We start from the raw sequence: 19,485 nt of genomic DNA, 5'->3' as shown, positions 1-19,485 counted from the left end.
CCGGCGGCCACCGCCCTCGCCCCCGAGCGATCCGGCCACCTTGGGGATCGTTTCGTCAGGGCTGCTGCCGGAGGCCCCCGCGGAACGCGGCGGCGGTGGCCTCGTCGCCCGGCCAGAAGGTCTCGATGGCGAGCTCGGAGACCGTCACGTCGAGCGGGGTGCCGAAGGTCGCGATCGTCGTGAACATCGACAGCACCCGGTCACCGTCCGCGATCCGCAGCGGCACCAGGATGTCGGCGGGCCCCGGCACGTGCGCCACGTTCAGGTCCACCCCCGGGTAGGCGTAGGACGCCAGCTCGTCGTGCAGCTCGGCCAGCCGCCCGTCGCCGGACGCCTCGGCCTGCCGCCGGAGCTGGGACAGCAGGTAGGCCCGCACCTCGGCGAGGTTGAGCAGCCGCCCGCCCATGGCCTGCGGGTGCAGCGACAGGCGCATCACGTTGACCGGCTCCGCCAGCAGCTCGGCCGGCACCCCTTCCATGAACATGCCGGCCGCCGAGTTGGCCGCCACCAGGTTCCAGGCGGCGTCCACCACCAGCGCCGGGTACGGCTCGTGCCCGGCCAGGATCTTGTCCAGCGCCTCGCGGACGACCCGCAGCTCGGGGGCGCGCACCTCTCGTTCGGGGTAGACCGGCGCGAACCCGGCCGCCACCAGCAGCCTGTTGCGGTGCCGCAGTGGCACCCCCAGCTCCTCGGCCAGCTTCATCACCATCTCCCGGCTCGGCCGGGCGCGCCCGGTCTCCATGAAGCTGATGTGGCGGGCGGAGACGTCGGCCTCGATGGCGAGGTCGAGCTGGCTCACCCGCCGCCGCTGCCGCCACGACCGCAGCAACTCACCGAAAGACTCCTCATGTACGGCAACCGCTCCCATGCCACCCACCGTATCCACCGGAGGGAAGTGCCTCGATTACCTGGCAGGTAAGCGCCGCCCGCGCGGGAATCTCCCAGTCCTCGGAAACTGTCGCCACCACGTGGCACGATGGCCGCAAGCGAACATGGGAGCGATGCTATGAGTGACGCAGTGCTCGCGATCGGCACCCGCAAGGGCCTGTTCCTCGCCCGCTCGACGGGCGGGGGCGGCTTCGAGGTCGAGCCGGTCCGGTTCTCCACGGTCGCGGTGCACTCGGTGGCGATCGACACGCGAGGCACCACGCCCCGGCTGCTGGCCGGCATCGAATACGGCCACTTCGGCCCGTCTGTCATGTATTCCGATGACCTCGGCAAGTCCTGGCAGGAGGCGGAGCGTCCGCCGATCGCCTTCCCCGAGAAGACCGGGGCGACCCTCAGCCGGGTGTGGCAGCTCGCCCTCTCGCCGTCCGAGCCCGACGTGGTGTGGGCCGGGGTCGAGCCGGCCGCGCTCTTCCGCTCGGAAGACCGGGGCGCCACCTACCGGCTCGTCGAGGGGCTGTGGGAGCATCCGCACCGTGAGCGCTGGGAGCCGGGCGGCGGCGGCCTGTGCCTGCACACGATCGTCAACCACCCGGCCGACCCCGACGTGCTGGCCGTCGCGGTCTCGGCCGCGGGCTTCTACCGCACGACCGACGGCGGCATGTCGTGGGAGGCCGCCAACAAGAACATCCGGGCCCCGTTCCTGCCGGAGGGGCAGCAATATCCCGAGTTCGGGCAGTGCGTGCACAAGGTCTCCATGCACCCGTCCCGGCCCGAGCGGCTCTACCTCCAGCACCACTTCGGCGTCTACCGCAGCGACGACTTCGGCGGGAGCTGGCGCGACATCGGCGCGGCGCTGCCGTCCGACTTCGGGTTCCCGATCGCGGTGCACCCTTCGCGGCCCGACACGGTCTACGTGCTGCCGCTGACCGCCGACATCGACCGCACGCCGGTCGGCCACCGCTACCAGGTCTACCGCAGCGACGACGCCGGCGGGTCGTGGCGGCCGTCCTCGGCGGGGCTGCCCGAGGGGCCGGTCCACGCGGCCGTACTGCGCGATGCGATGACCGCGTCGGAGGCGGGGGTGTTCTTCGGCACGCGCGACGGCGAGGTCTACGGCTCGCGCGACGACGGCGAGACGTGGTCGCTGGTCGGCCGCCACCTGCCCGACGTGCTCACCGTGCGTGCGGCGGTGCTCTAGCCGATGGCCAGACCGGTGACGATGGTCGTGTTCGTGCTGCCCAGCTCACTGCGCAGGTGGGTGAGCGGGCGTACGGAGGTCAAGGTGTTCGCGGTCGGGGCCGACCGCGACTCCCCGCCCACGCTCGGCTCGGCCCTCGACATGCTGCGGCGCACGCATCCGATGCTGGAGGAGCGGCTGCGCGACGACTACGGGCGCATCCGCCGACACATCAGCATGATCGTGTGCGGGGAGAACGCCCGGGGGGTGGGCGGCCTCGACTGCGCCCTCCCGCCGGGCGCCGAGGTCTACGTGCTCCCCGCGCTCGCCTAGCGCTCCTCGGCTCCCCGCGCCCGCCCAGCGATCCCGCGCTCGCCCAGCGATCCTCAGCGCCCCGGGAGGGCTCAGACCTTGCGCCAGCCCGGGACCCAGGCCCCGTCCTCGACCACGTAGTCGCCGAAGAGGGCGGGGGCCTCCGCACGCATCAGCTCGCCGATGCGCTGGAACAGCATCCGGATCTCCTCCTCCGCCCCGGCCGCCGTGCGGGCCTCGATCGTGTGCCGCAGCGTGCGCACGTTCGCGGTCCAGACCAGCCCCGTCGCCACGCCCTCAGGCGCGAACCTGCGCATGAACGACGTGCGGTGCTTCTTCTCCGAGAACTTCACGCCCTCCTCGTCGAGCCCGAAGTGCCCGGCCATCCAGAGCTGGAACTGCTCGAGCTGCTCCAGCACGGCCGTGGCCCGCTTCATCAGCTCGTCGTCCTCGCGGGCCCACTCCGGGAACCAGAACGGCAGCTCGTCGAGGCGGACGAAACGCAGCGACTCCTGGGAGATGGCCACGCCCGGCCGGTGGCGTACGAGCTCGTGTGTCAGCACGCGGCTGACGTTGTGCAGGACGAAGCTGAAGCTGACGTGTTCGAGCACCGACCCGTGGGCGCTGGCCAGGATGTTGCGCAGGTATTCGTCCTGGTTCTCCCGGATCCGCACCACGTTGGGGTTGAGGCCGGGCTCGAACGAGCGGTAGCAGAGCCGGCCGGCGAACTCGGCGAGGTTCTGCGCGTCGAGGTCGCCGCGGTCGAGCCGCTCCAGCCAGCTCTCGCCGCCGACCTCGCCCAGGTAGCGGGCCAGCTCGTCGTAGTCGAGCGCCGGACGGGCGACGATGAAGACCTCGGGTTCGACAGTGCGCATGGGGAGCCCCCGCTCGGTTCGGCAATGTGACGGTTGGGAGTGTGACGGCCCAAGCAAACCAGGTCGCGCCGTCGCGCGCGACTCCGGCACCCCTGCCTCCGACGATCCAACGGCGCGTCCGGGCACCAGGTCACAGGCGGTAGACGCGCCGGGCGTTGCCGGAGCCGATCATGTGGGCGACTCTGGCGGCGTCGGAGGCGCTCCACTCCCCCGCCGCCACCCGCGACCCGAGCGCGGCGGCCAGCGCGCGCCGGTGGTAGAGCGCGCCCAGGTAGCCGGTCTCGGCCAGACCGCGGCAGCCGGAGCTGAACAACTGCTTGTGGAACGGCGCCAGCTCCAGCAGCTCGTCGACCACCCGGGCCGAGGCGGCGGCGGTGTGCGGCAGCGCGAGCCCGACGTCCACGTACACGTGCGGGAAGACCCCGGCCAGGTACGCCGCCTGGCGGTGGAACGGGTAGCAGTGCAGCAGGATCATCGGCACGCCGAGCGGCTGCAACGCCCCCGCGAACGCGGTCAGCCTGGCCGGGTCGGCACGGAACGGCTCGGCCGCCCCGCGCCCCGGCGGCCCGCCGAACCCGGTGTGGAACTGCATGGGCAGCCCCCGCTCCCTGGCCACGTCGACCGCGCTCCACAGCAGGTAGTGCAGCAGGACCGGGTCCGTCAGCCGCTCCTTGGGGTCGGCCAGCCGCCGGTTGGCCGCGGCGATCACCGCGCCCCTGGACGGCCTGACGGGGTCGAGGTCGAGCCCGTACCGGGAGCCGATGACCGTCTTGAGCCCGACCGCCCTGGCGGCCCTGACGGCCAGCTCCTCGCCGAGGTCGTCGAGGTAGTCGACGGCGAGCTGCGCGGTCTCGGCCACGTCGCGCTCGATCCGCTCGATCCGTACCAGCTCGTCGGCGGCGGCGCCGCCGTGGCGGCCCATCTCGGCGGCGCCCAGCAGCTCCGCCGCCTCGGGGAACTCCCCTGTGTGGTCGCCCGGCACGTCCTCCTGCGCGCCGTCGACCAGGAACGCCACCACGCCCGCACCGGCCAGCAGCCGCCGGTTGACCTCGCCCGCCCCCAGCTCGGCCCGGCGGGCCAGGTAGACGGCGGGCGGCGCGTGCGGCTCCAGGTCGAGCAGCGGCGCGCACCAGCGGCGCACCGCCGCGCCGAACGGCGTGTCGAAGTGGGTGGTGCCCGGCGGCGCCGGGCTCGCGCCCTCGCCGATGAGCAGCTCGAACTGGGCTCTGCCCAGGTCGTCGCGGCGCACCCCGTGACAGTGGTGGTCGACGAGCGGGGCCAGCAGCGCGTCACGCACCGTGTCGGGTAGGTCTACGGGGAGCATGCGGAGACTCTAGGGGAGCCCCGCATGCTCCCGCCCGGGTTTTTCCCATCCGCGTGCCAGGCGCGGTCCTATCTGCGTGCCAGGCGCAGGACGTTCGCGATGACCTTCGCGCCCGCGCCGCCCTCCTGGGTCAGGATCGACTCCGGGTGGAACTGCACGGCGAAGCGCCGCCGCTCGGTGTCCTCGATGGCCATGACGTTGCCGTCGGGCGTCAGCGCGGTCGGGGTGAAGCCGACGACCCCGGCCCGCTTGGCGTGCAGCGAGTGGTAGCGGGCCGCGGTGAACTCCTCCGGCAGGCCCTCCAGCAGCGCGCCGCCGCCGAGCCGGGCGACCCGGCCGCGCTTGCCGTGCTCGGGGTAGTCGAGCAGCTCCAGCGTGCCACCGGCCTGCTCCACCATGGCCTGCAGCCCCAGGCAGACGCCGAACACCGGCAGGTCGCGGGCGTAGATCTGCTCCAGCAGGGCCGACATGCCGAAGTCGGTCGGCCAGCCAGGGCCGGGCGAGAGCACCACCAGGTCGGGCGCGATCTCGTCGAGCAGGTGCGCGGGGAAGCCGTGGCGCAGCGTCACGACGTCGGCGCCCTCCTGGCGGAAGTAGTCGGCCAGCGTGTTGACGAAGGAGTCTTCGTGGTCGACGAGCAGCACCTTCATGCCCTGGCCCGGCTGCGGCCTGGGCTCGGCGACGGGCACGGTGTCGGGCTGGCCGACCGCGGCCAGGGCGCCGAGCAGGGCGCTGGCCTTCAGCTCGGTCTCGCGCTCCTCGGACTCGGGGTCGGAGTCGAACAGCAGCGTCGCCCCGGCCCTGACGGTCGCCACGCCGTCCCTGATCTGCGCGGTACGCAGGGTCAGGCCGGTGTTCATGGAGCCGTCGAAGCCGATGAAGCCGATGGCGCCGCCGTACCAGCGGCGGGTGGTGGCCTCGTGGTCCTCGATGAACTGCATGGCCCACGTCTTGGGCGCGCCGGTGACCGTGACGGCCCACATGTGGGTGAGGAAGGCGTCAAGGGCGTCGAACTCGGGACGCAGCCTGCCCTCGATGTGGTCGACCGTGTGGATCAGGCGGGAGTACAGCTCGATCTGGCGGCGGCCGATGACCTTGACGGTGCCGGGGACGCAGATGCGCGACTTGTCGTTGCGGTCGACGTCGGTGCACATGGTCAGCTCCGACTCCTCCTTGACACTGGACAGGAGGGTGCGGATGGCCTCGGCGTCCTCGACCGGGTTGCTGCCGCGGGCGATGGTGCCGGAGATGGGGCAGGTCTCGACGCGGTCGCCGTTGACCCGTACGTACATCTCGGGCGAGGCGCCGACCAGGTGCTCGCCCTGGCCGAGGCTGATGATGAACTCGTACGGGGCGGGGTTGCTCTTGCGCAGGCCGCGGTAGAAGGCAGGCGGGTCGGCGCAGGCCGCGTGGAAGACCTGGCCGGGCACGACCTCGAACAGGTCGCCGCGCTTGAACTTCTCCTTGGCGGCGGCCACGACCTTGGCGTATTCGCCCTTCGCCGGGTTTCGCGGCAGTTCGGCGGGCGTGACGGGGGCGGCGCTGTCGCCGGTGCGCTCGAGGCCGCGGGTGCTCGCGCCGTCAACGACGAACTCGTAGCGGTGCTCGACGCAGGACTCACGCTGCCGGTCGATCACCACGATCCGGTCGGGCAGGTGCAGCACCAGGTCGCGCTGGTCGTCGGGGCGCGCCAGCTCCTGCCGGATGGGCTCGAACTGGAAGGCCAGGTCGTAGCCGAAGGCCCCGTAGAGCCCCAGGTGCGGGTCGTCGCCCCGGAACGCGGCGATGACCTCGCGGATGGCGGTGAAGACAGTGGGCCGGCGGCTGCGCATCTCCTCGGGCAGCAGGTCGTCGGCATCCTGGCCGGGCTCGGGCACGTGCACCTCGACGCGGTCGGCCGTGGGCTCGGTGACCGGTTTGCCCGCGGCCAGCAGGCAGGAGGCGATGGCGGGCAGCACGACCCGGCCGCGCTCGTTGAGTGCGGACGCCGCGATGGTGCGGCCCTTGGCGACCAGCTCCACGCACGGATCGACGTAGCCGAAGGCCCATCGGCTGTAACGGCCCGGGTAGTCCATGCCGGAGGAGAAGGCGCCGCCGCGCCGCTCCGCGAGGGCCGTCACGATCTCTTCGAGGGCGGCTTCGTCCACCTCGCGTGTCTCGCGCTCGACGCCGATGCCCCCGGCGGTGGTATATCCGCTCGTCTCCACTTCCTGCCCCTTCACCACGTCAAATGATCGAGCCCCGGGGGCGGACACGAGAAAGGCCGCCATCCGGGGCGGCCGTCCGTTGAGGAATGCGAAACACGCGCCGCCTAGGAGCGGCGCCACCACTGGAGCTGAGCGTGACTTCGCATACCGCCCAGGTTAACCGCCGGACCATGATCGCGCAACGCGACCCGCCACCCCCGCGCGGTGACCCCGGTTCCGGGGGGCCGGTGCGCGGATTGCAATACAGAGCTGTACTGTATTTGTGTATTCGCCGGTCGAAAGGAGACCCCCATGACGGAGACCGAGGCGATCACACTGCCCACCGGGCGGCCCGGCCCGTTCGACCCGCCCGCCGAGCTGGCCGAGCTGCGCGGGCGCAGCCCCGTCACCCCCCTCACCTACGCCGACGGGCACGTGGGCTGGCTGGTCACCTCCCACGCCCTCGTACGCGAGGTGCTGGCCGACCGCCGCTTCAGCGCGCGGTCGGAGCTGCGGCACCTGCCCACCGGCCCGGGCGGCGAGCCCGGTCAGCCCGCGCCGCCCGGAATGTTCGTCTCCACCGACCCGCCGGAGCACACCCGCTACCGCCACCTGCTCACCGGGGAGTTCACCGTGCGCAGGATGCGGCAGCTCACCGAGCGGATCGAGGAGGTCACCACGCGATACCTGGACGCCATGGAGCGGCAGGGCCCGCCGGCCGACCTCGTGGCGGCGTTCGCGGCGCCGATCCCGGCCGTGGTGATCTGCGAGCTGCTCGGCGTGCCGGAGGAGGACCGCGCGTCGTTCATGGCCCAGAGCGCCACGCTCATGCGCGCGGACCTCCCGCAGGAGGAGAAGATCCCGGCCTACCTGGCGATGCGAGCCCACATGGGCGAGCTGGTGGGGGCCAAGCGGGCGCGGCCGGGCGACGACCTGCTGAGCGGGCTGACCGGCGGCGACCTGACCGACGAGGAGCTGACCAACATCGGGTTCATGCTGCTCGGCGCCGGCCTCGACACCACCGCCAACATGATCTCGCTGGGCTCGTTCGCGCTGCTGCGGCACCCGGCGGAGGCGGCCGTGCTGCGCGCCGAGCCGGAGCGGGCCGAGCAGGTGGTGGAGGAGCTGCTGCGGTATCTGAGCATCGTGCCCTTCCTCGTACGCACCGCGCTGGAGGACGTCGAGCTGGGCGGCGAGCCCGTCAGGGCCGGGCAGACGGTCACGCTCTCCCTCCAGGCGGCCAACCGCGACCCCGGCCGCTTCCCCGACCCCGACCAGCTCGACCTGGGCCGGGCGGGCGGCGGGCACGTCGCCTTCGGCCACGGGGTGCACCAGTGCCTGGGCCAGCAGCTCGCCCGGGTGGAGATGCGGGCGGCCCTCCCCGCGCTGTTCGCCCGGTTCCCGTCACTGCGCCTGGCGGTGGCGCCGGAGGAGGTGCCGCTCCGTACCGACATGCTCATCTACGGCGTGCACCGGCTGCCCGTCACCTGGGACGCGCCATGACCACCCGCCCGGCGGGCCGCCCGCGCAGCCAGGAGGCCGACCTGGCCATCATGGCCGCCGCGCTCGACGTGCTGATCGAGCAGGGCGCGCGGCAGGCCAGCATCGAGCAGGTGGCCAGGCGGGCGGGGGTGACGCGGGCGACGGTCTACCGCAGGTTCGCCGACAAGACGGCCCTGCTGGTGCGGACGCTGGAGTGGGCCAACCACGACCACGACCCCGAGTTCACCGGGTGGCGCGACGTGGAGCACATGTTCGGCGACTGGGCGGCGTACCTGGCGGTCCCCCGCCACCGGCGCCTGCTGCGCCGCCTGTTCGGCAGCCGCGACGACTACCCCGAGCTGGTGTCCACCTACCGGATGGTCAACGGCGGGCGGCGGGCGGCGATGGTGCGCGCGATGTTGCGCCAGGCCCGCGACCTCGGGCGGCTCCCCCGTGACGTGGACCTCGACGTGCTGCAGGAGATGCTGACGGCGGCGGTCGTGCACCACGTCAGCAGCTATCCCGACGACGAGGACCCCGGACGGATCGCCGCCTACCTGGCGGCCGTCATGAGGCAGGTCGGCTACCGGGCCGCGCCCGGCGAAGTGAAAAAAGACCTGACCACGGCGTCCGGCGACATTTCAGCCGACCATATCTCGATTCGACTGGCTGAGTAACGTTTCACGACACCTATTGCTTTCCCGACAAGATCTCTTCACCCTTCTCGGCAGAGACGTAAAGATCACCTCTCACGCTGTCGTGAAGGAGAGCCAGTGCCCCACACCCCTCGCTTACGCGCGATCCTGGCCGGGATCGTCGCCGCCTGTCTGTTAGCCCCGCAGGCCGCGGCGCAGGCGGCGCCCGACCCCGGCAAGATCGACGCGACCGTCCAGGCGCGGCTCGCGCAGGACGACAAGGCCACCTTCTGGGTCCGGATGAAGGGCAGCGCCGACCTGAGCGGCGCCCGCCGGGCCGTCGCGAAGGAGACGAAGGCCGAAATGGTCTTCGAGGCCAAGGAAGAGCAGGCCAAGACCTCTCAGGAGGGCCTGCGCAAGCTGCTCGACTCTCGCAACGCCGACTACACCCCCTACTGGATCGTCAACGCGGTCAAGGTGACCGCCGACGAGAAGCTCGCCGGCGAGATCGCCAAGCTGCCGGAGGTCGACCGCATCGACCCGATCCGCACCGTCTCGCTCCCCAAGCCGGACCAGGGCACGGCGCAGGCCAGGATCAACGCCGTCGAGTGGAACATCGACCGGATCAACGCGCCGCGCGTCTGGGACGAGCTGGGCAACCGCGGTGAGGGCATCGTGGTCGCCAACATCGACACCGGCGTCCAGTTCGACCACCCCGACCTGGCCGCGAGCTACCGGGGCAGGAACCCCGACGGCTCCTACACCCATGACTACAACTGGTTCGACCCGGCGGGCGTCTGCTCGAGCCCCGCGCCGTGCGACAACAACGGCCACGGCACGCACACCATGGGCACGATGGCCGGCGCGAACGGCATCGGCGTGGCGCCCGGCGTGAAGTGGATCGCGGCCAAGGGCTGCGAGGTCAACACCTGCACCGACGCCTCCCTGCTGGCGGCCGGGGAGTGGGTGGTCAGGCCCACCGACCTGAACGGCCAGAACCCGCGCCCCGACCTGGCGCCGGACATCGTCAACAACTCCTGGGGCGGCAACGGGTTCGACCCGTTCTACAAGGAGGTCGTCGACGCGTGGGTCGCGGCGGGGATCTTCCCGGCCTTCTCCAACGGCAACGAGGGCCCGGCCTGCCGCACCAGCGGCTCGCCCGGCCAGTACGTGACCTCGTACAGCGCGGGCGCCTTCGACGTCAACAACGCCCTGTACTCCCGCTCCAGCAAGGGCGAGGGCGAGAACGGCGAGATCAAGCCGAACATCGCCGCCCCCGGCGTCAACGTGCGCTCCTCGACCCCGGGCAACGACTACGACAGCTACACCGGCACGTCGATGGCCTCGCCGCACGTGGCGGCCACGGTGGCGCTGATCTGGTCGGCCGCGCCGCGCCTGCAGGGCGACGTGGCCGCCACCAGGCCGCTGCTGGACACCACCGCCGTGGACGTCTCCGACACCAGTTGCGGCGGCACCGCGGCCGACAACAACGTGTGGGGCGAGGGCCGGCTCGACGCCCACGCCGCCGTGCTGGCCGCCCCCGAGGAGGGCCTGGGCGACCTGTCCGGCGTGGTCACCTCGGGCGGCGAGCCGCTGGCGGGGGTGACGGTCACGGTCACCGGGCCGCTGACCCGTAGCGTGGTCACCGGCGCGGACGGCAGGTACGCCATCCCGCGCCTGCTGCCGGGCGACTACCGGCTCACCGCGGAGCGCTTCGGCTACGAGGCGTCCGCCGCCGACGTGACGATCGCCGCCGACCAGGGCGCGACGGCCGACGTGTCGTTGACCGTGCTGCCAGGCGGGACGGTCTCCGGCACGGTCACCACGGCGGGCACGCCGGAGCCCGGCGCGACCGTGGCCGCCTCCGGCACGCCGGTGAGCGCGGTGACCGACGCGTCGGGCCGCTACCGGCTGACGCTGCCGCAGGGGTCGTACGAGCTGGTGGTGACCCCCGCCTCCCGCTGCTCCAGCGGCGCGAGGGCGGCCGTCACGGTGGCCGGTGACGTGGTCGAGGACATCGAGCTGCCGCTGCGCGGCGACAACTTCGGCTACACCTGCTCCGTCGGCGCGCAGCAGTTCCCGTCCGGCGCCGAGAAGCTGGCGCTGACCGGCGACGACGAGGCCGTGCAGGTGACTTTGCCGTTCCCGGTCCCGTACTACGGCACCGGTTACGGCCGGGCGTGGATCGGCACGAACGGGTTCGTCACGTTCGCCAACGACCGGGTCACGACGGGCAGCAACGGGCGGCTGCCGACGACGGGCACGCCCAACAACGCGCTCTACCCGTACTGGGACGACCTCGTGGTGGACGCGCAGGCAGGAGTGTACACGGCGGTGACGGGCACCGCGCCGCACCGGACGTTCGTGGTGGAGTGGCGCAACGTCAGCTTCTACAGCGAGACGGCCCAGCGGGTGTCGTTCGCGGCGCTGCTGGGTGAGGACGGCTCGATCGCCTTCCGGTACAAGGACATCGAGAGCGCGCGCGACCGGGGCTCCGAGGCCACGATCGGCATCGAGAACGCCGCCGGGAACGACGCGCTGATGTACTCCTTCAACGAGCCGGTGCTGTCCACCGGGCAGGGCCTGGCGTTCCGGGCCAGCCGGCACGGCCTGGTCACCGGCAAGGTCACCGACGCCAACGACGGCGACCCGGTCGCCGGGGCCACGGTGAAGGTCGGCGACGTGGCCACGCTCACCACCGGCGCCGACGGCGCCTTCTACGGCCAGGTGCTGGCCGGGGACTACGACGTCGAGGTGGCCAAGGAGCACTACGGCACCTTCACCCAGCCGGTCACGGTGGCCGCGGCCTCGGTGACGCGGATCGACACGGCGCTGGTCACGGGCCGGGTGAGCGCGTCGGTCGCGGAGCTGACCGTGGTGCTGCCCGCCGACGCCAACCGCACGCGGACGGTGGAGCTGACGAACCTGGGCACGGCGACGCCGTACACGGTGAGCGGCGAGTCGTGGTTCACGGTGACGCCGACGACGGGCGAGCTGGCCAAGGGGCAGAAGGCGACGCTGAACGTGGCGGTGTCGAGCGCCGGGGTGGCGCCGGGCACGTTCCGTACGGGCAAGCTGCTGGTCAAGTCCGCCAGCGGGCGGCAGCCGACCATCGAGGTCACGGTGACGGTCGTGGTGCCCAAGCACCAGGTGGCCATCGACGCAGGCGCGACCAGGAACGCCGTGGACGCCGCCGGTGACACCTGGACGGCCGACAGGAAGTACGTCCAGGGCGGCCACGGCTACGTGGCCACCCAGAACCGTACGCAGAGCACGTCCAGGACCATCGCGGGCACCGCCGACCAGACGCTGTTCCGCACGGCCAGGGAGTCGATGCTGGAGTACCGGTTCGACGGCGTCCCCGCCGGGACGTACACGGTGGAGCTGGACTTCGCCGACATCAAGAACACGCAGATGGGCAAGCGCGTCTTCGACGTGCTGGTCGAGGGGCAACTGGCGATCCCGGCGCTCGACCTGGCCCTGGAGGCGGGCACGTACACGGCGGTGTCCAGGCAGTACACGGTGAAGGTGACCGACGGGCAGCTCAACGTGCGGTTCGCGACCCGGGAGGGCGCGACGATCGTCAACGCGCTGCGCATCACCGAGCGCCCCGACCGGGCGACCCCGTAGGTTCGCGGGCCCGCGGCTGAGCGGACCCGGTGAGTGAGCGGGCCCGTCCCCTGTGGCTGGGGGGCGGGCCCGTTTCCCGCCCCGCGGCCGTTCCCGCCCCGCGGCCGTTCCCGCCTCGCGGCCGTTCCTGACTCGCGGCCGGGCTCGGCCGGGCCGCGGCGGACGCCCTCGGGGTACCGAGCATCCCTCGGCATCTGTTACTGCTTGGTACATGAGACACGTGCGGCCGCGGTCCCTCGACGCCGATCCCGGCACCGGCGACCCCGTCGGCGCGGGCGGCTCCGCCCACTCCCCCGACCGGCCTTCGGCCGTGGTGCCGCCGCCGTGCGCGCGTCGAGGCTGATGTCGCTGGTCCTGCTGCTGCAGGGCCGGGGCGGGATGACGGCGGCCGAGCTGGCCGAGGAGCTGGAGGTCTCCGAACGCACGGTCCACCGCGACATGCTGGCGCTGTCGGCGGCGGGCGTGCCGGTCTACGCCGACCGGGGGCGGGGCGGCGGTTACCGGCTGCTGGACGGCTTCCGCACCCGGCTCAACGGGCTCGACCGGGCCGAGGCGGAGGCGCTGTTCCTGTCGGGGGTGCCGGGGGCGCTGCGCGAGATGGGGCTGCAGGAGGTGGCGGCCACGGCCCGGCTGAAGGCGGCCGCCGGGCTCTCCCCCGCCCTGCGCGACGCACCGGAGACCGCGGCCCAGCGCTTCCATCTGGACGCGCCTGGCTGGTTCGTCGGCGGCGCCCCGCCGCCCGCCGCGCTCGCCCCGCTGGCCAGGGCCGTGTGGACCGACCGGCGGGTCGCGGCCGTGTACAAGGACAAGCCGCGCGTCCTGGAGCCGTACGGGCTGGTGCTCAAGGCGGGCGCCTGGTATCTGGTGGCCCGGCTGAAGACCCGGACGCTGATCTTCCGGGTGCCCCGCTTCGGCGAGATCACCGTGCTGGAGGACACGTTCGACCGGGAGCCGGGCTTCGACCTGGCGGCCTTCTGGGCCGAGCAGTCGGCCGAGTTCCAGCGGTCGCTGCTGCGGGAGGTGATCACGCTGCGGCTCACCGAGCTGGGCGTGCGCATGCTGCGGCACATCGCCGAGCCCGCGGCGCTGGCGGACGCGCTCGACTCGCTCCAGCCCGACGGCACCGTGCGGCTGGCGGTGGAGTCGGTGGCGTTCTCGCAAGTGCTGCGGTTCGGGCCGGAGGCGGAGGTGCTGGGGCCGCCGGAGCTGCGGGCGATGACCGCGCAGGCCGCCGCCCGCATGGCCCGCCTGTACGACTGAGCCGGCGGCCCGTGGAGCCGACCGTTCGGCGCGGGTAAGCGACCACTCACCGATCGAGGATCCGCCAACGCCGTGGGCGTCGTTAGGGTGCGATCGGTGCGCCCGATCACGGCGTCTCACATGCCGAGACGATATCTCGACATTTAGGCCAAACCGTAACATCCACGACATTCTGCTTAATACCCCCGTAAAGCTAATCTCCTCCCTTGACAAGAAGTCAGGGCCGGTGACAACCGGCTTCTGATCCACTCATCGGAGGGTCGATGACTACCGGGGAACCCGGGCAGCCACGCACCGACCGCAGCCCGTGGAACTGGCTGCTGGTCCTGCCGATCGTGCTGCCGTTGCTGACGTTCCTGTTCAACGCCGACGAGCCGCGCCTGTTCGGCTTCCCGCTCTTCTACTGGCTGCAGATCGCGTTCATCGCGGTGGGCGTGGTGTCCACGACCATCGTCTACAGGATGACCAGGTGAGCGGGCACACGACCGAGCTGGTCGTGTGCATCGCGCTGTTCCTGCTCGTCAGCGGCATGGGGTTCGTGGCCGCGCGCTGGCGGCGGCCCGGCGACCTGGCCAGCCTCAACGAGTGGGGCCTGGGCGGGCGCAGCTTCGGCTCCTGGATCACCTGGTTCCTGATCGGCGGCGACCTGTACACCGCCTACACCTTCGTGGCGGTGCCCGCCCTGGTGTTCAGCTCCGGGGCGCTCGGCTTCTACGCGCTGCCGTACACGGTGGTGGTCTATCCGCTGGTGTTCCTGGTGCTGGCGCGGATGTGGTCGGTCTCGCACGTGCACGGGTTCGTCACCCCCGCCGACTTCGTACGGGCCCGGTTCGGGTCGCCGACGCTGGCGCTGGCCATCGCGATCACCGGGCTGGTGGCCACGATGCCGTACATCGCGCTGCAGCTCGTCGGCATCGAGGCCGTGCTGAAGGCGATGGGCATCACCGGGCACCTGCCGATCATCATCGCGTTCGCGATCCTGGCCGCCTACACCTACCAGTCCGGCCTGCGGGCCCCCGCGCTGATCGCGTTCGTGAAGGACGCGCTCATCTACATCGTCATCCTCGCCGCGGTCATCTACATCCCGGCCAGGCTGGGCGGCTGGGACTCGATCTTCGACGCGGCCAAGGCCAAGTTCGACGCCACCCCCAACCCGGGCGACGGCTACATCCTGAACGCGGGCAACCAGCTCCAGTACGTGACGCTGGCGTTCGGCTCGGCGCTGGCCCTGTTCCTGTACCCGCACAGCCTCACCGGCGTGCTGGCCTCCAAGAACCGCAACGTCATCAAGCGCAACATGTCGGCGCTGCCCGCCTACAGCCTGGTGCTGGGCCTGATCGCGCTGCTCGGCTTCATGGCCATAGCGGCGGGCACCAAACCGGTCACGGCCGGGGGCAAGACCGACACGAACACGATCGTGCCGGTGCTGTTCGACCAGATGTTCCCCGACTGGTTCACGGGCGTGGCGTACGCGGCGATCGGCATCGGCGCGCTCGTCCCGGCGGCGATCATGTCGATCGCGGCGGCGAACCTGTTCACCCGCAACATCTACCGCGAGTACCTCAACAAGAACGCCACCGACGCCCAGGAGGCCAACGTCTCCAAGCTGGTGTCGCTGGTGGTCAAGGTGGGCGCGGTGCTGTGCATCCTGCTGCTCGACCCGCAGTTCTCGATCGACCTGCAGCTCATCGGCGGTGTGATCATCCTGCAGACGCTGCCGTCGGTGGCGCTGGGCCTTTACACGCGGTGGTTCCACAAGGGCGGCCTGATCGCGGGCTGGGCTCTCGGCCTGGCGGCGGGCATGTGGATGCTGTACCTCATCCCGAACCCGGCGACCGGCAAGCAGCACTTCGGCGGCTCGGCGTTCGCGCTGTCGAACCTGGGCTTCGACACCAAGATGACGATCTACGCCGGGTTCCTGGCGCTCATCGTCAACCTGGCGGTCGCGGCCGTGGGGACGCTGGTCTTCCGGGCCGCCAAGGTGGCCGACGGGCAGGACGCGACCGCGCGCGACGACTACTTCGCCGACGAGGGCGAGCCGAAGGCCGAGGACCGCGACCCGGCCGCCGAGGAGCGCGACCCGACCGTCAAGGACGGCGACCCGATCGCAAAGGACGGCGACCCGACCGGCTCCCACTGACCCTTCGGGAGCGCGGCCCGGCCCCGCCGAACGAGGGCCCAGCCGGTGAGGGTTCAGTCGGTGAGGTAGGCGGGGTTGGCCACCTCCAGCTTGGCGCGTACGGCCTGTTCGAGGGCTTCGAGCAGGGACGGCGCGTCGTCCGCGATCCGGCCCTCGCGGACGGCGGCGGCCAGCTCGGCGTCGTCCGCCACGCCCAGGGCGGCCAGGCGGGCGGCGTGCTCCTCCGCCTGGGCGGGGCCCAGCTCCATCTCCCGCTCGACCATGGCCAGCACGTTGACGGCGACGCGGGTGTGGTGGCGGACCCGGCCCTCGACGGCCGGGAGCACGTCGGTCTCGAGGAAGCCGCGTACGGCGGAGACGAGCTGGGCCGCGGTGGGGACGTCGTGGGGGTCGGTGCGCGTCACAGGATCTCCTTAGCACGGGCAGGCGGTTTGTTGGGATTTATTCGCGTCCGATCATGTAAGGACTAGTCTGCGGCCATGCACACAGAGTCCCCCCTCGCGCCGTCCCCGGTGCTCGGGCCGAAACTCATCAGGGCCGAGATCTTCGTCGTGCTGTCGGTCTCGCTCGGCGCCAGCGCCCTGATGGCGTTCCTGCGGCTGATCGGGGCGCTCACGGCCCCGCGCGAGCTGCAGGGCCAGCAGGCCGTGCTCGTCGGGTCGCTGGCGCCCGGCCGTCCCTGGCTGGACCTGGCGCTGCAGCTCGCGCAGATCGCGATCGCGGTGGCGCCGGTGGGGCTGGTGGCGTACCTGATGGTGCGGTCCGGGGAGTCGATGCGGACGATCGGCGCCGACTTCCGGCGGCCGGGTGGCGACCTGCTGCGCGGGGCGGTGCTGGCGGCCGTGATCGGCGGCTCCGGGCTGGCCTTCTACCTCGCGGTGTGGGCGTCCGGGGTGAACCTGACCGTCGTCCCCGGGCAGTTGCCCGACGTGTGGTGGCAGGTGCCGGTGCTGCTGCTGGCGGCGGCCCAGAACGGGGTGCTGGAGGAGGTGGTGGTCGCGGGCTACCTGCTGCACCGCCTCGGGCAGGCCGGGATGGGGCCGTGGAAGGCGGTGGTGGTGTCGTCGCTGCTGCGCGGGTCGTACCACCTGTATCAGGGGTTCGGCGGGTTCGTCGGGAACGTGGTGATGGGGCTGCTGTTCGGCCGCATGTACCAGCGGTGGGGACGGACCATGCCGCTGGTCGTGGCGCACACGCTCATCGACGTCGTCGCCTTCGTCGGGTACGCCTTCCTGCACGGCAAGGTGAGCTGGCTGCCCTGAGGCCGTTGACCGGCGCCGGGGTTTCGGGATGGGATCTGTTCATGAGCTTCGCGGTTGCCGACGGCGTCCGGCCGGTCCGCGGGCAGGGGCTCGCCATCGGGCGGCGCGTCCCGGGCTTGTGCGCGGCCGGCGACGACCGGGAGTCCGGCCTGCGATGACGGATCCGTACGCGATCGTCCTCGACACGTTCGGGACGGGGACGGAGATCACGTCCAGCGCCCGGCTGCCCGGCGGTGCCTCACGCGAGACCTGGGCCCTCGACGTGCGCACCGGCGACGGGGGCAGGCACGAGCTGATCCTGCGGCTCGACTCCCCCGGCGCGCCCCTGGAGGCGGGCCTCGGGCTGGCCGCCGAGGCGAGGCTGATGCGGGCGGCGGCAGGCGCGGGGGTGCCGGTGCCCCGGATCGTCGCGTGCGGGGAGTCGTACATCCTCATGACCCGCGTCCCCGGCGAGACGATCCCGCGCAGGATCTTGCGCGACGACGCCTACGCGGCGGCCCGGCCCCGGCTGGCCCGGCAGTGCGGCCAGGCGCTGGCCGCCATCCACCGCATGCCGCTGTCGGCGCTGCGGTGGGAGGGGCCGCGGGCGGAGCCGCCGGACCCGTTGGCGCGCTGGCGGGAGGAGCTGGACGCGCTCGGCGAGCCGCACCCGGTGTTCGAGCTGACGCTGCGCCGGCTGGCCGCCACGCGCCCGCCGGGACGCCGGCACACGGTCGTGCACGGCGACTTCCGCAACGGCAACCTCATCGTCGGGCCCGAGGGGATCAGGGCGGTGCTCGACTGGGAGCTGGCCCACTCCGGTGACCCGCTGGAGGACCTGGGGTGGTTGTGCGTGAAGGCGTGGCGGTTCGGCGAGCGGCCGCCGGTGGGCGGGTTCGGCGCGTACGACGAGCTGCTGCACGCCTACGAGGAGGCCGGGGGGCAGGCCGTCGATCGTGAGGCGCTGCGGTGGTGGGAGACGTTCGGCGTGCTGAAGTGGGGGGTCATCTGCGTCATGCAGACCATGCGGCACCTGCGCGGCGGGGCGGCGTCGGTGGAGCTGGCGGCGATCGGGCGGCGCGCGTGCGAGAACGAGTGGGACCTGCTGCGGCTGCTGGGCGAGCGGCAGGGCTACCCGTGACCCCGGCCGGTGACCGTCGTGCGGGGCGCTCAGCCGTGACCGGGGGCGGCGGGCGCCGGGCCGCTCCGGAGGGTGAGCGCGGCGACGATCACGTCCACCAGGCCCTCCACCACCTGGACGCGGTCGACCTCGGGATGGTCGAGCCACCAGTCGCCGGTGGTCTGCACCATGCCGACGAACGCGTGGCCGAGCACCTGGGCGCGCGTCGGGTCGGGCACCGTCCGCTCGGCGGTCAGCACGGCGCCCAGCTCCTCCCCCAGGCTGCGGACCAGCGCGGTCATGTGGGAGCGGACCCGGCTGTCCTCGGCGCCGGCCCGGTGGAACAGGAAGCGGTAGAGGTTGAGGTTGGCCGAGACGAGGTCGAGGTAGACGCCGATGGCCGCCCCGGCCCTGCCGCGCAGGTCGGCCGCACCGGCCGCGGCGGTGCTGGGGGCTCCGGGGCCGGCCAGGCGGGGGCGGAGCTGGGCGATGACCGTGCGTACGTGCCGGTCGGCCAGGGCCTGGTAGAGGCCGTGCTTGTCGCCGAAGTGGCGGTAGAGGACGGGCTTGGTGATGCCCGCCTCGGCGGCGATGGCCGCCATCGACACCTCGGGGCCCTCCTTCATGATGACCCGGTCGGCCGCGTCGAGCAGTGCCCTGCGCCGATCCGGATCCCGCCCGCTCACCGGTCCAGGATAGATCGCCGGCGGGCCGGGAGCAGCGCCGAGAGCACGAGGAAGGCGCCGATGAGCGCGTACAGGCCGCTCATCCCGGCCAGGGTGCCCGGCGGTTCGCCCGGCTCGGCCCAGGGCACGCCGTCCGGCGACGCCCAGGGCAGCCCGCCGGACCGGGCGAACGGCAGCGTGCCCGCCGCGCCGATGGCGGCGTCGAGGTCGAGCGCGAACAGCGCGCCCGCCGCCGCGAGCGGGACGCCGCACGCGAGCGCGGCCGCGGGCCAGGCGGCCAGGACGGTGACGATGGCGGCGACCGCCAGCAGGTAGCCGAGCCCGGACGGCGCGGGGTCGAAGGCGGTGACACCGGTGCGCAGGGCCCTGGCGGCGGCCTCGGTGAGGTAGTAGACGGGAACGAGGGCGGCCAGGCCGGTCGCGGCGCCCAGAAGGCGGCGATGGTGCGGGTCGAGCATCGACGTGTCGTCTCCCCCTCTGCCGGGTCCTCCTGCGGGCCTCGGAAAGGTTATCCGGCCGAGGCGGGCCG

18 protein-coding genes are annotated in these 19,485 nt (G+C 72.5%); 11 read left to right on the top strand and 7 right to left on the bottom strand.

Annotated features, from left to right (window positions below):
- Nucleotides 1–55: 55 nt before the first annotated feature.
- On the bottom strand, nucleotides 56–868 hold the full coding sequence (locus tag ACZ6S0_RS31905) for a helix-turn-helix domain-containing protein (RefSeq protein WP_465923011.1): 813 nt from the start codon (nucleotides 866–868) through the stop codon (nucleotides 56–58).
- A 138-nt stretch (nucleotides 869–1,006) separates the two neighbouring features.
- On the opposite strand from ACZ6S0_RS31905, the gene ACZ6S0_RS31900 reads away from it, so the two are divergent.
- A complete protein-coding gene (locus ACZ6S0_RS31900) occupies nucleotides 1,007–2,086 on the top strand; it encodes a WD40/YVTN/BNR-like repeat-containing protein (protein ID WP_465923010.1) in 1,080 nt (359 codons plus the stop codon).
- Nucleotides 2,087–2,089: 3 nt separating this feature from the next.
- Nucleotides 2,090–2,398, top strand: a complete 309-nt coding sequence (locus tag ACZ6S0_RS31895; RefSeq protein ID WP_344887893.1) for a ubiquitin family protein — start codon at nucleotides 2,090–2,092, stop codon at nucleotides 2,396–2,398.
- A gap of 71 nt (nucleotides 2,399–2,469) precedes the next feature.
- Here ACZ6S0_RS31895 and thyX read toward each other — a convergent pair whose 3' ends face one another.
- The 3 genes from thyX to ACZ6S0_RS31880 all read right to left on the bottom strand — a co-directional run bounded on the left by thyX (nucleotide 2,470) and on the right by ACZ6S0_RS31880 (nucleotide 6,783).
- Complete coding sequence (gene thyX / locus ACZ6S0_RS31890) at nucleotides 2,470–3,252, bottom strand: FAD-dependent thymidylate synthase (protein ID WP_465923009.1); 783 nt, start codon at nucleotides 3,250–3,252, stop codon at nucleotides 2,470–2,472.
- Between the two features lie 130 nt (nucleotides 3,253–3,382).
- Complete coding sequence (locus tag ACZ6S0_RS31885; RefSeq protein WP_465923008.1) at nucleotides 3,383–4,576, bottom strand: amidohydrolase family protein; 1,194 nt, start codon at nucleotides 4,574–4,576, stop codon at nucleotides 3,383–3,385.
- A gap of 68 nt (nucleotides 4,577–4,644) precedes the next feature.
- Nucleotides 4,645–6,783, bottom strand: coding sequence for an anthranilate synthase component I (locus ACZ6S0_RS31880; protein WP_465923222.1), 2,139 nt, complete (start codon nucleotides 6,781–6,783; stop codon nucleotides 4,645–4,647).
- Between the two features lie 291 nt (nucleotides 6,784–7,074).
- Between ACZ6S0_RS31880 and ACZ6S0_RS31875 the strand changes: the two genes are divergently transcribed.
- The 7 genes from ACZ6S0_RS31875 (at nucleotide 7,075) to mctP (ending at nucleotide 15,909) form a co-directional block, all read left to right on the top strand.
- Nucleotides 7,075–8,265: a cytochrome P450 gene (locus tag ACZ6S0_RS31875; RefSeq protein WP_465923007.1), complete on the top strand. Its 1,191-nt coding sequence runs from the start codon at nucleotides 7,075–7,077 to the stop codon at nucleotides 8,263–8,265.
- Nucleotides 8,262–8,921, top strand: coding sequence for a TetR/AcrR family transcriptional regulator (locus ACZ6S0_RS31870; protein ID WP_465923006.1), 660 nt, complete (start codon nucleotides 8,262–8,264; stop codon nucleotides 8,919–8,921). The genes ACZ6S0_RS31875 and ACZ6S0_RS31870 overlap by 4 nt, the downstream gene beginning before the upstream one ends.
- A 96-nt stretch (nucleotides 8,922–9,017) precedes the next feature.
- Entirely contained in the window at nucleotides 9,018–12,509 is a 3,492-nt protein-coding gene (locus ACZ6S0_RS31865) for a S8 family serine peptidase (RefSeq protein ID WP_465923005.1), read from the top strand.
- 211 nt (nucleotides 12,510–12,720) lie between these two features.
- Nucleotides 12,721–12,852 (top strand): hypothetical protein, encoded by a 132-nt coding sequence (locus ACZ6S0_RS31860; protein WP_465923004.1) that lies wholly within the window; start codon nucleotides 12,721–12,723, stop codon nucleotides 12,850–12,852.
- Nucleotides 12,834–13,769 carry a helix-turn-helix transcriptional regulator gene (locus ACZ6S0_RS31855; RefSeq protein ID WP_465923003.1) on the top strand — a complete coding sequence of 312 codons (936 nt, stop codon included), beginning with the start codon at nucleotides 12,834–12,836 and terminating at the stop codon, nucleotides 13,767–13,769. Before ACZ6S0_RS31860 ends, ACZ6S0_RS31855 begins: the two co-directional genes overlap by 19 nt.
- Nucleotides 13,770–14,032: 263 nt before the next feature.
- Nucleotides 14,033–14,242 carry a DUF3311 domain-containing protein gene (locus ACZ6S0_RS31850; RefSeq protein WP_465923002.1) on the top strand — a complete coding sequence of 70 codons (210 nt, stop codon included), beginning with the start codon at nucleotides 14,033–14,035 and terminating at the stop codon, nucleotides 14,240–14,242.
- The gene (gene mctP / locus ACZ6S0_RS31845) at nucleotides 14,239–15,909 is read left to right on the top strand and encodes a monocarboxylate uptake permease MctP (RefSeq protein ID WP_465923001.1); all 1,671 of its coding nucleotides are present in this window, start codon (nucleotides 14,239–14,241) and stop codon (nucleotides 15,907–15,909) included. The genes ACZ6S0_RS31850 and mctP overlap by 4 nt, the downstream gene beginning before the upstream one ends.
- A 53-nt stretch (nucleotides 15,910–15,962) precedes the next feature.
- Here mctP and ACZ6S0_RS31840 read toward each other — a convergent pair whose 3' ends face one another.
- Nucleotides 15,963–16,313, bottom strand: a complete 351-nt coding sequence (locus tag ACZ6S0_RS31840) for a DUF6285 domain-containing protein (RefSeq protein ID WP_465923000.1) — start codon at nucleotides 16,311–16,313, stop codon at nucleotides 15,963–15,965.
- Between the two features lie 75 nt (nucleotides 16,314–16,388).
- On the opposite strand from ACZ6S0_RS31840, the gene ACZ6S0_RS31835 reads away from it, so the two are divergent.
- Together ACZ6S0_RS31835 and ACZ6S0_RS31830 are read left to right on the top strand one after the other, a co-directional pair.
- Nucleotides 16,389–17,171: a CPBP family intramembrane glutamic endopeptidase gene (locus ACZ6S0_RS31835; protein WP_465922999.1), complete on the top strand. Its 783-nt coding sequence runs from the start codon at nucleotides 16,389–16,391 to the stop codon at nucleotides 17,169–17,171.
- Between the two features lie 154 nt (nucleotides 17,172–17,325).
- Nucleotides 17,326–18,291 carry a phosphotransferase family protein gene (locus ACZ6S0_RS31830; protein WP_465922998.1) on the top strand — a complete coding sequence of 322 codons (966 nt, stop codon included), beginning with the start codon at nucleotides 17,326–17,328 and terminating at the stop codon, nucleotides 18,289–18,291.
- A 29-nt stretch (nucleotides 18,292–18,320) separates the two neighbouring features.
- Here the strand turns inward: ACZ6S0_RS31830 and ACZ6S0_RS31825 are convergent, their stop codons facing one another.
- Together ACZ6S0_RS31825 and ACZ6S0_RS31820 are read right to left on the bottom strand one after the other, a co-directional pair.
- A complete protein-coding gene (locus ACZ6S0_RS31825; RefSeq protein WP_465922997.1) occupies nucleotides 18,321–18,956 on the bottom strand; it encodes a TetR/AcrR family transcriptional regulator in 636 nt (211 codons plus the stop codon).
- A complete protein-coding gene (locus tag ACZ6S0_RS31820; protein WP_465922996.1) occupies nucleotides 18,953–19,414 on the bottom strand; it encodes a hypothetical protein in 462 nt (153 codons plus the stop codon). Before ACZ6S0_RS31820 ends, ACZ6S0_RS31825 begins: the two co-directional genes overlap by 4 nt.
- Nucleotides 19,415–19,485: the final 71 nt, after the last annotated feature.

It is taken from the genome of Nonomuraea sp. NPDC051298 (genome assembly GCF_055586305.1).
The sequence above is the reverse complement of the archived record's forward strand: the minus strand, read 5'-3'. Positions and strand labels throughout refer to the sequence as shown.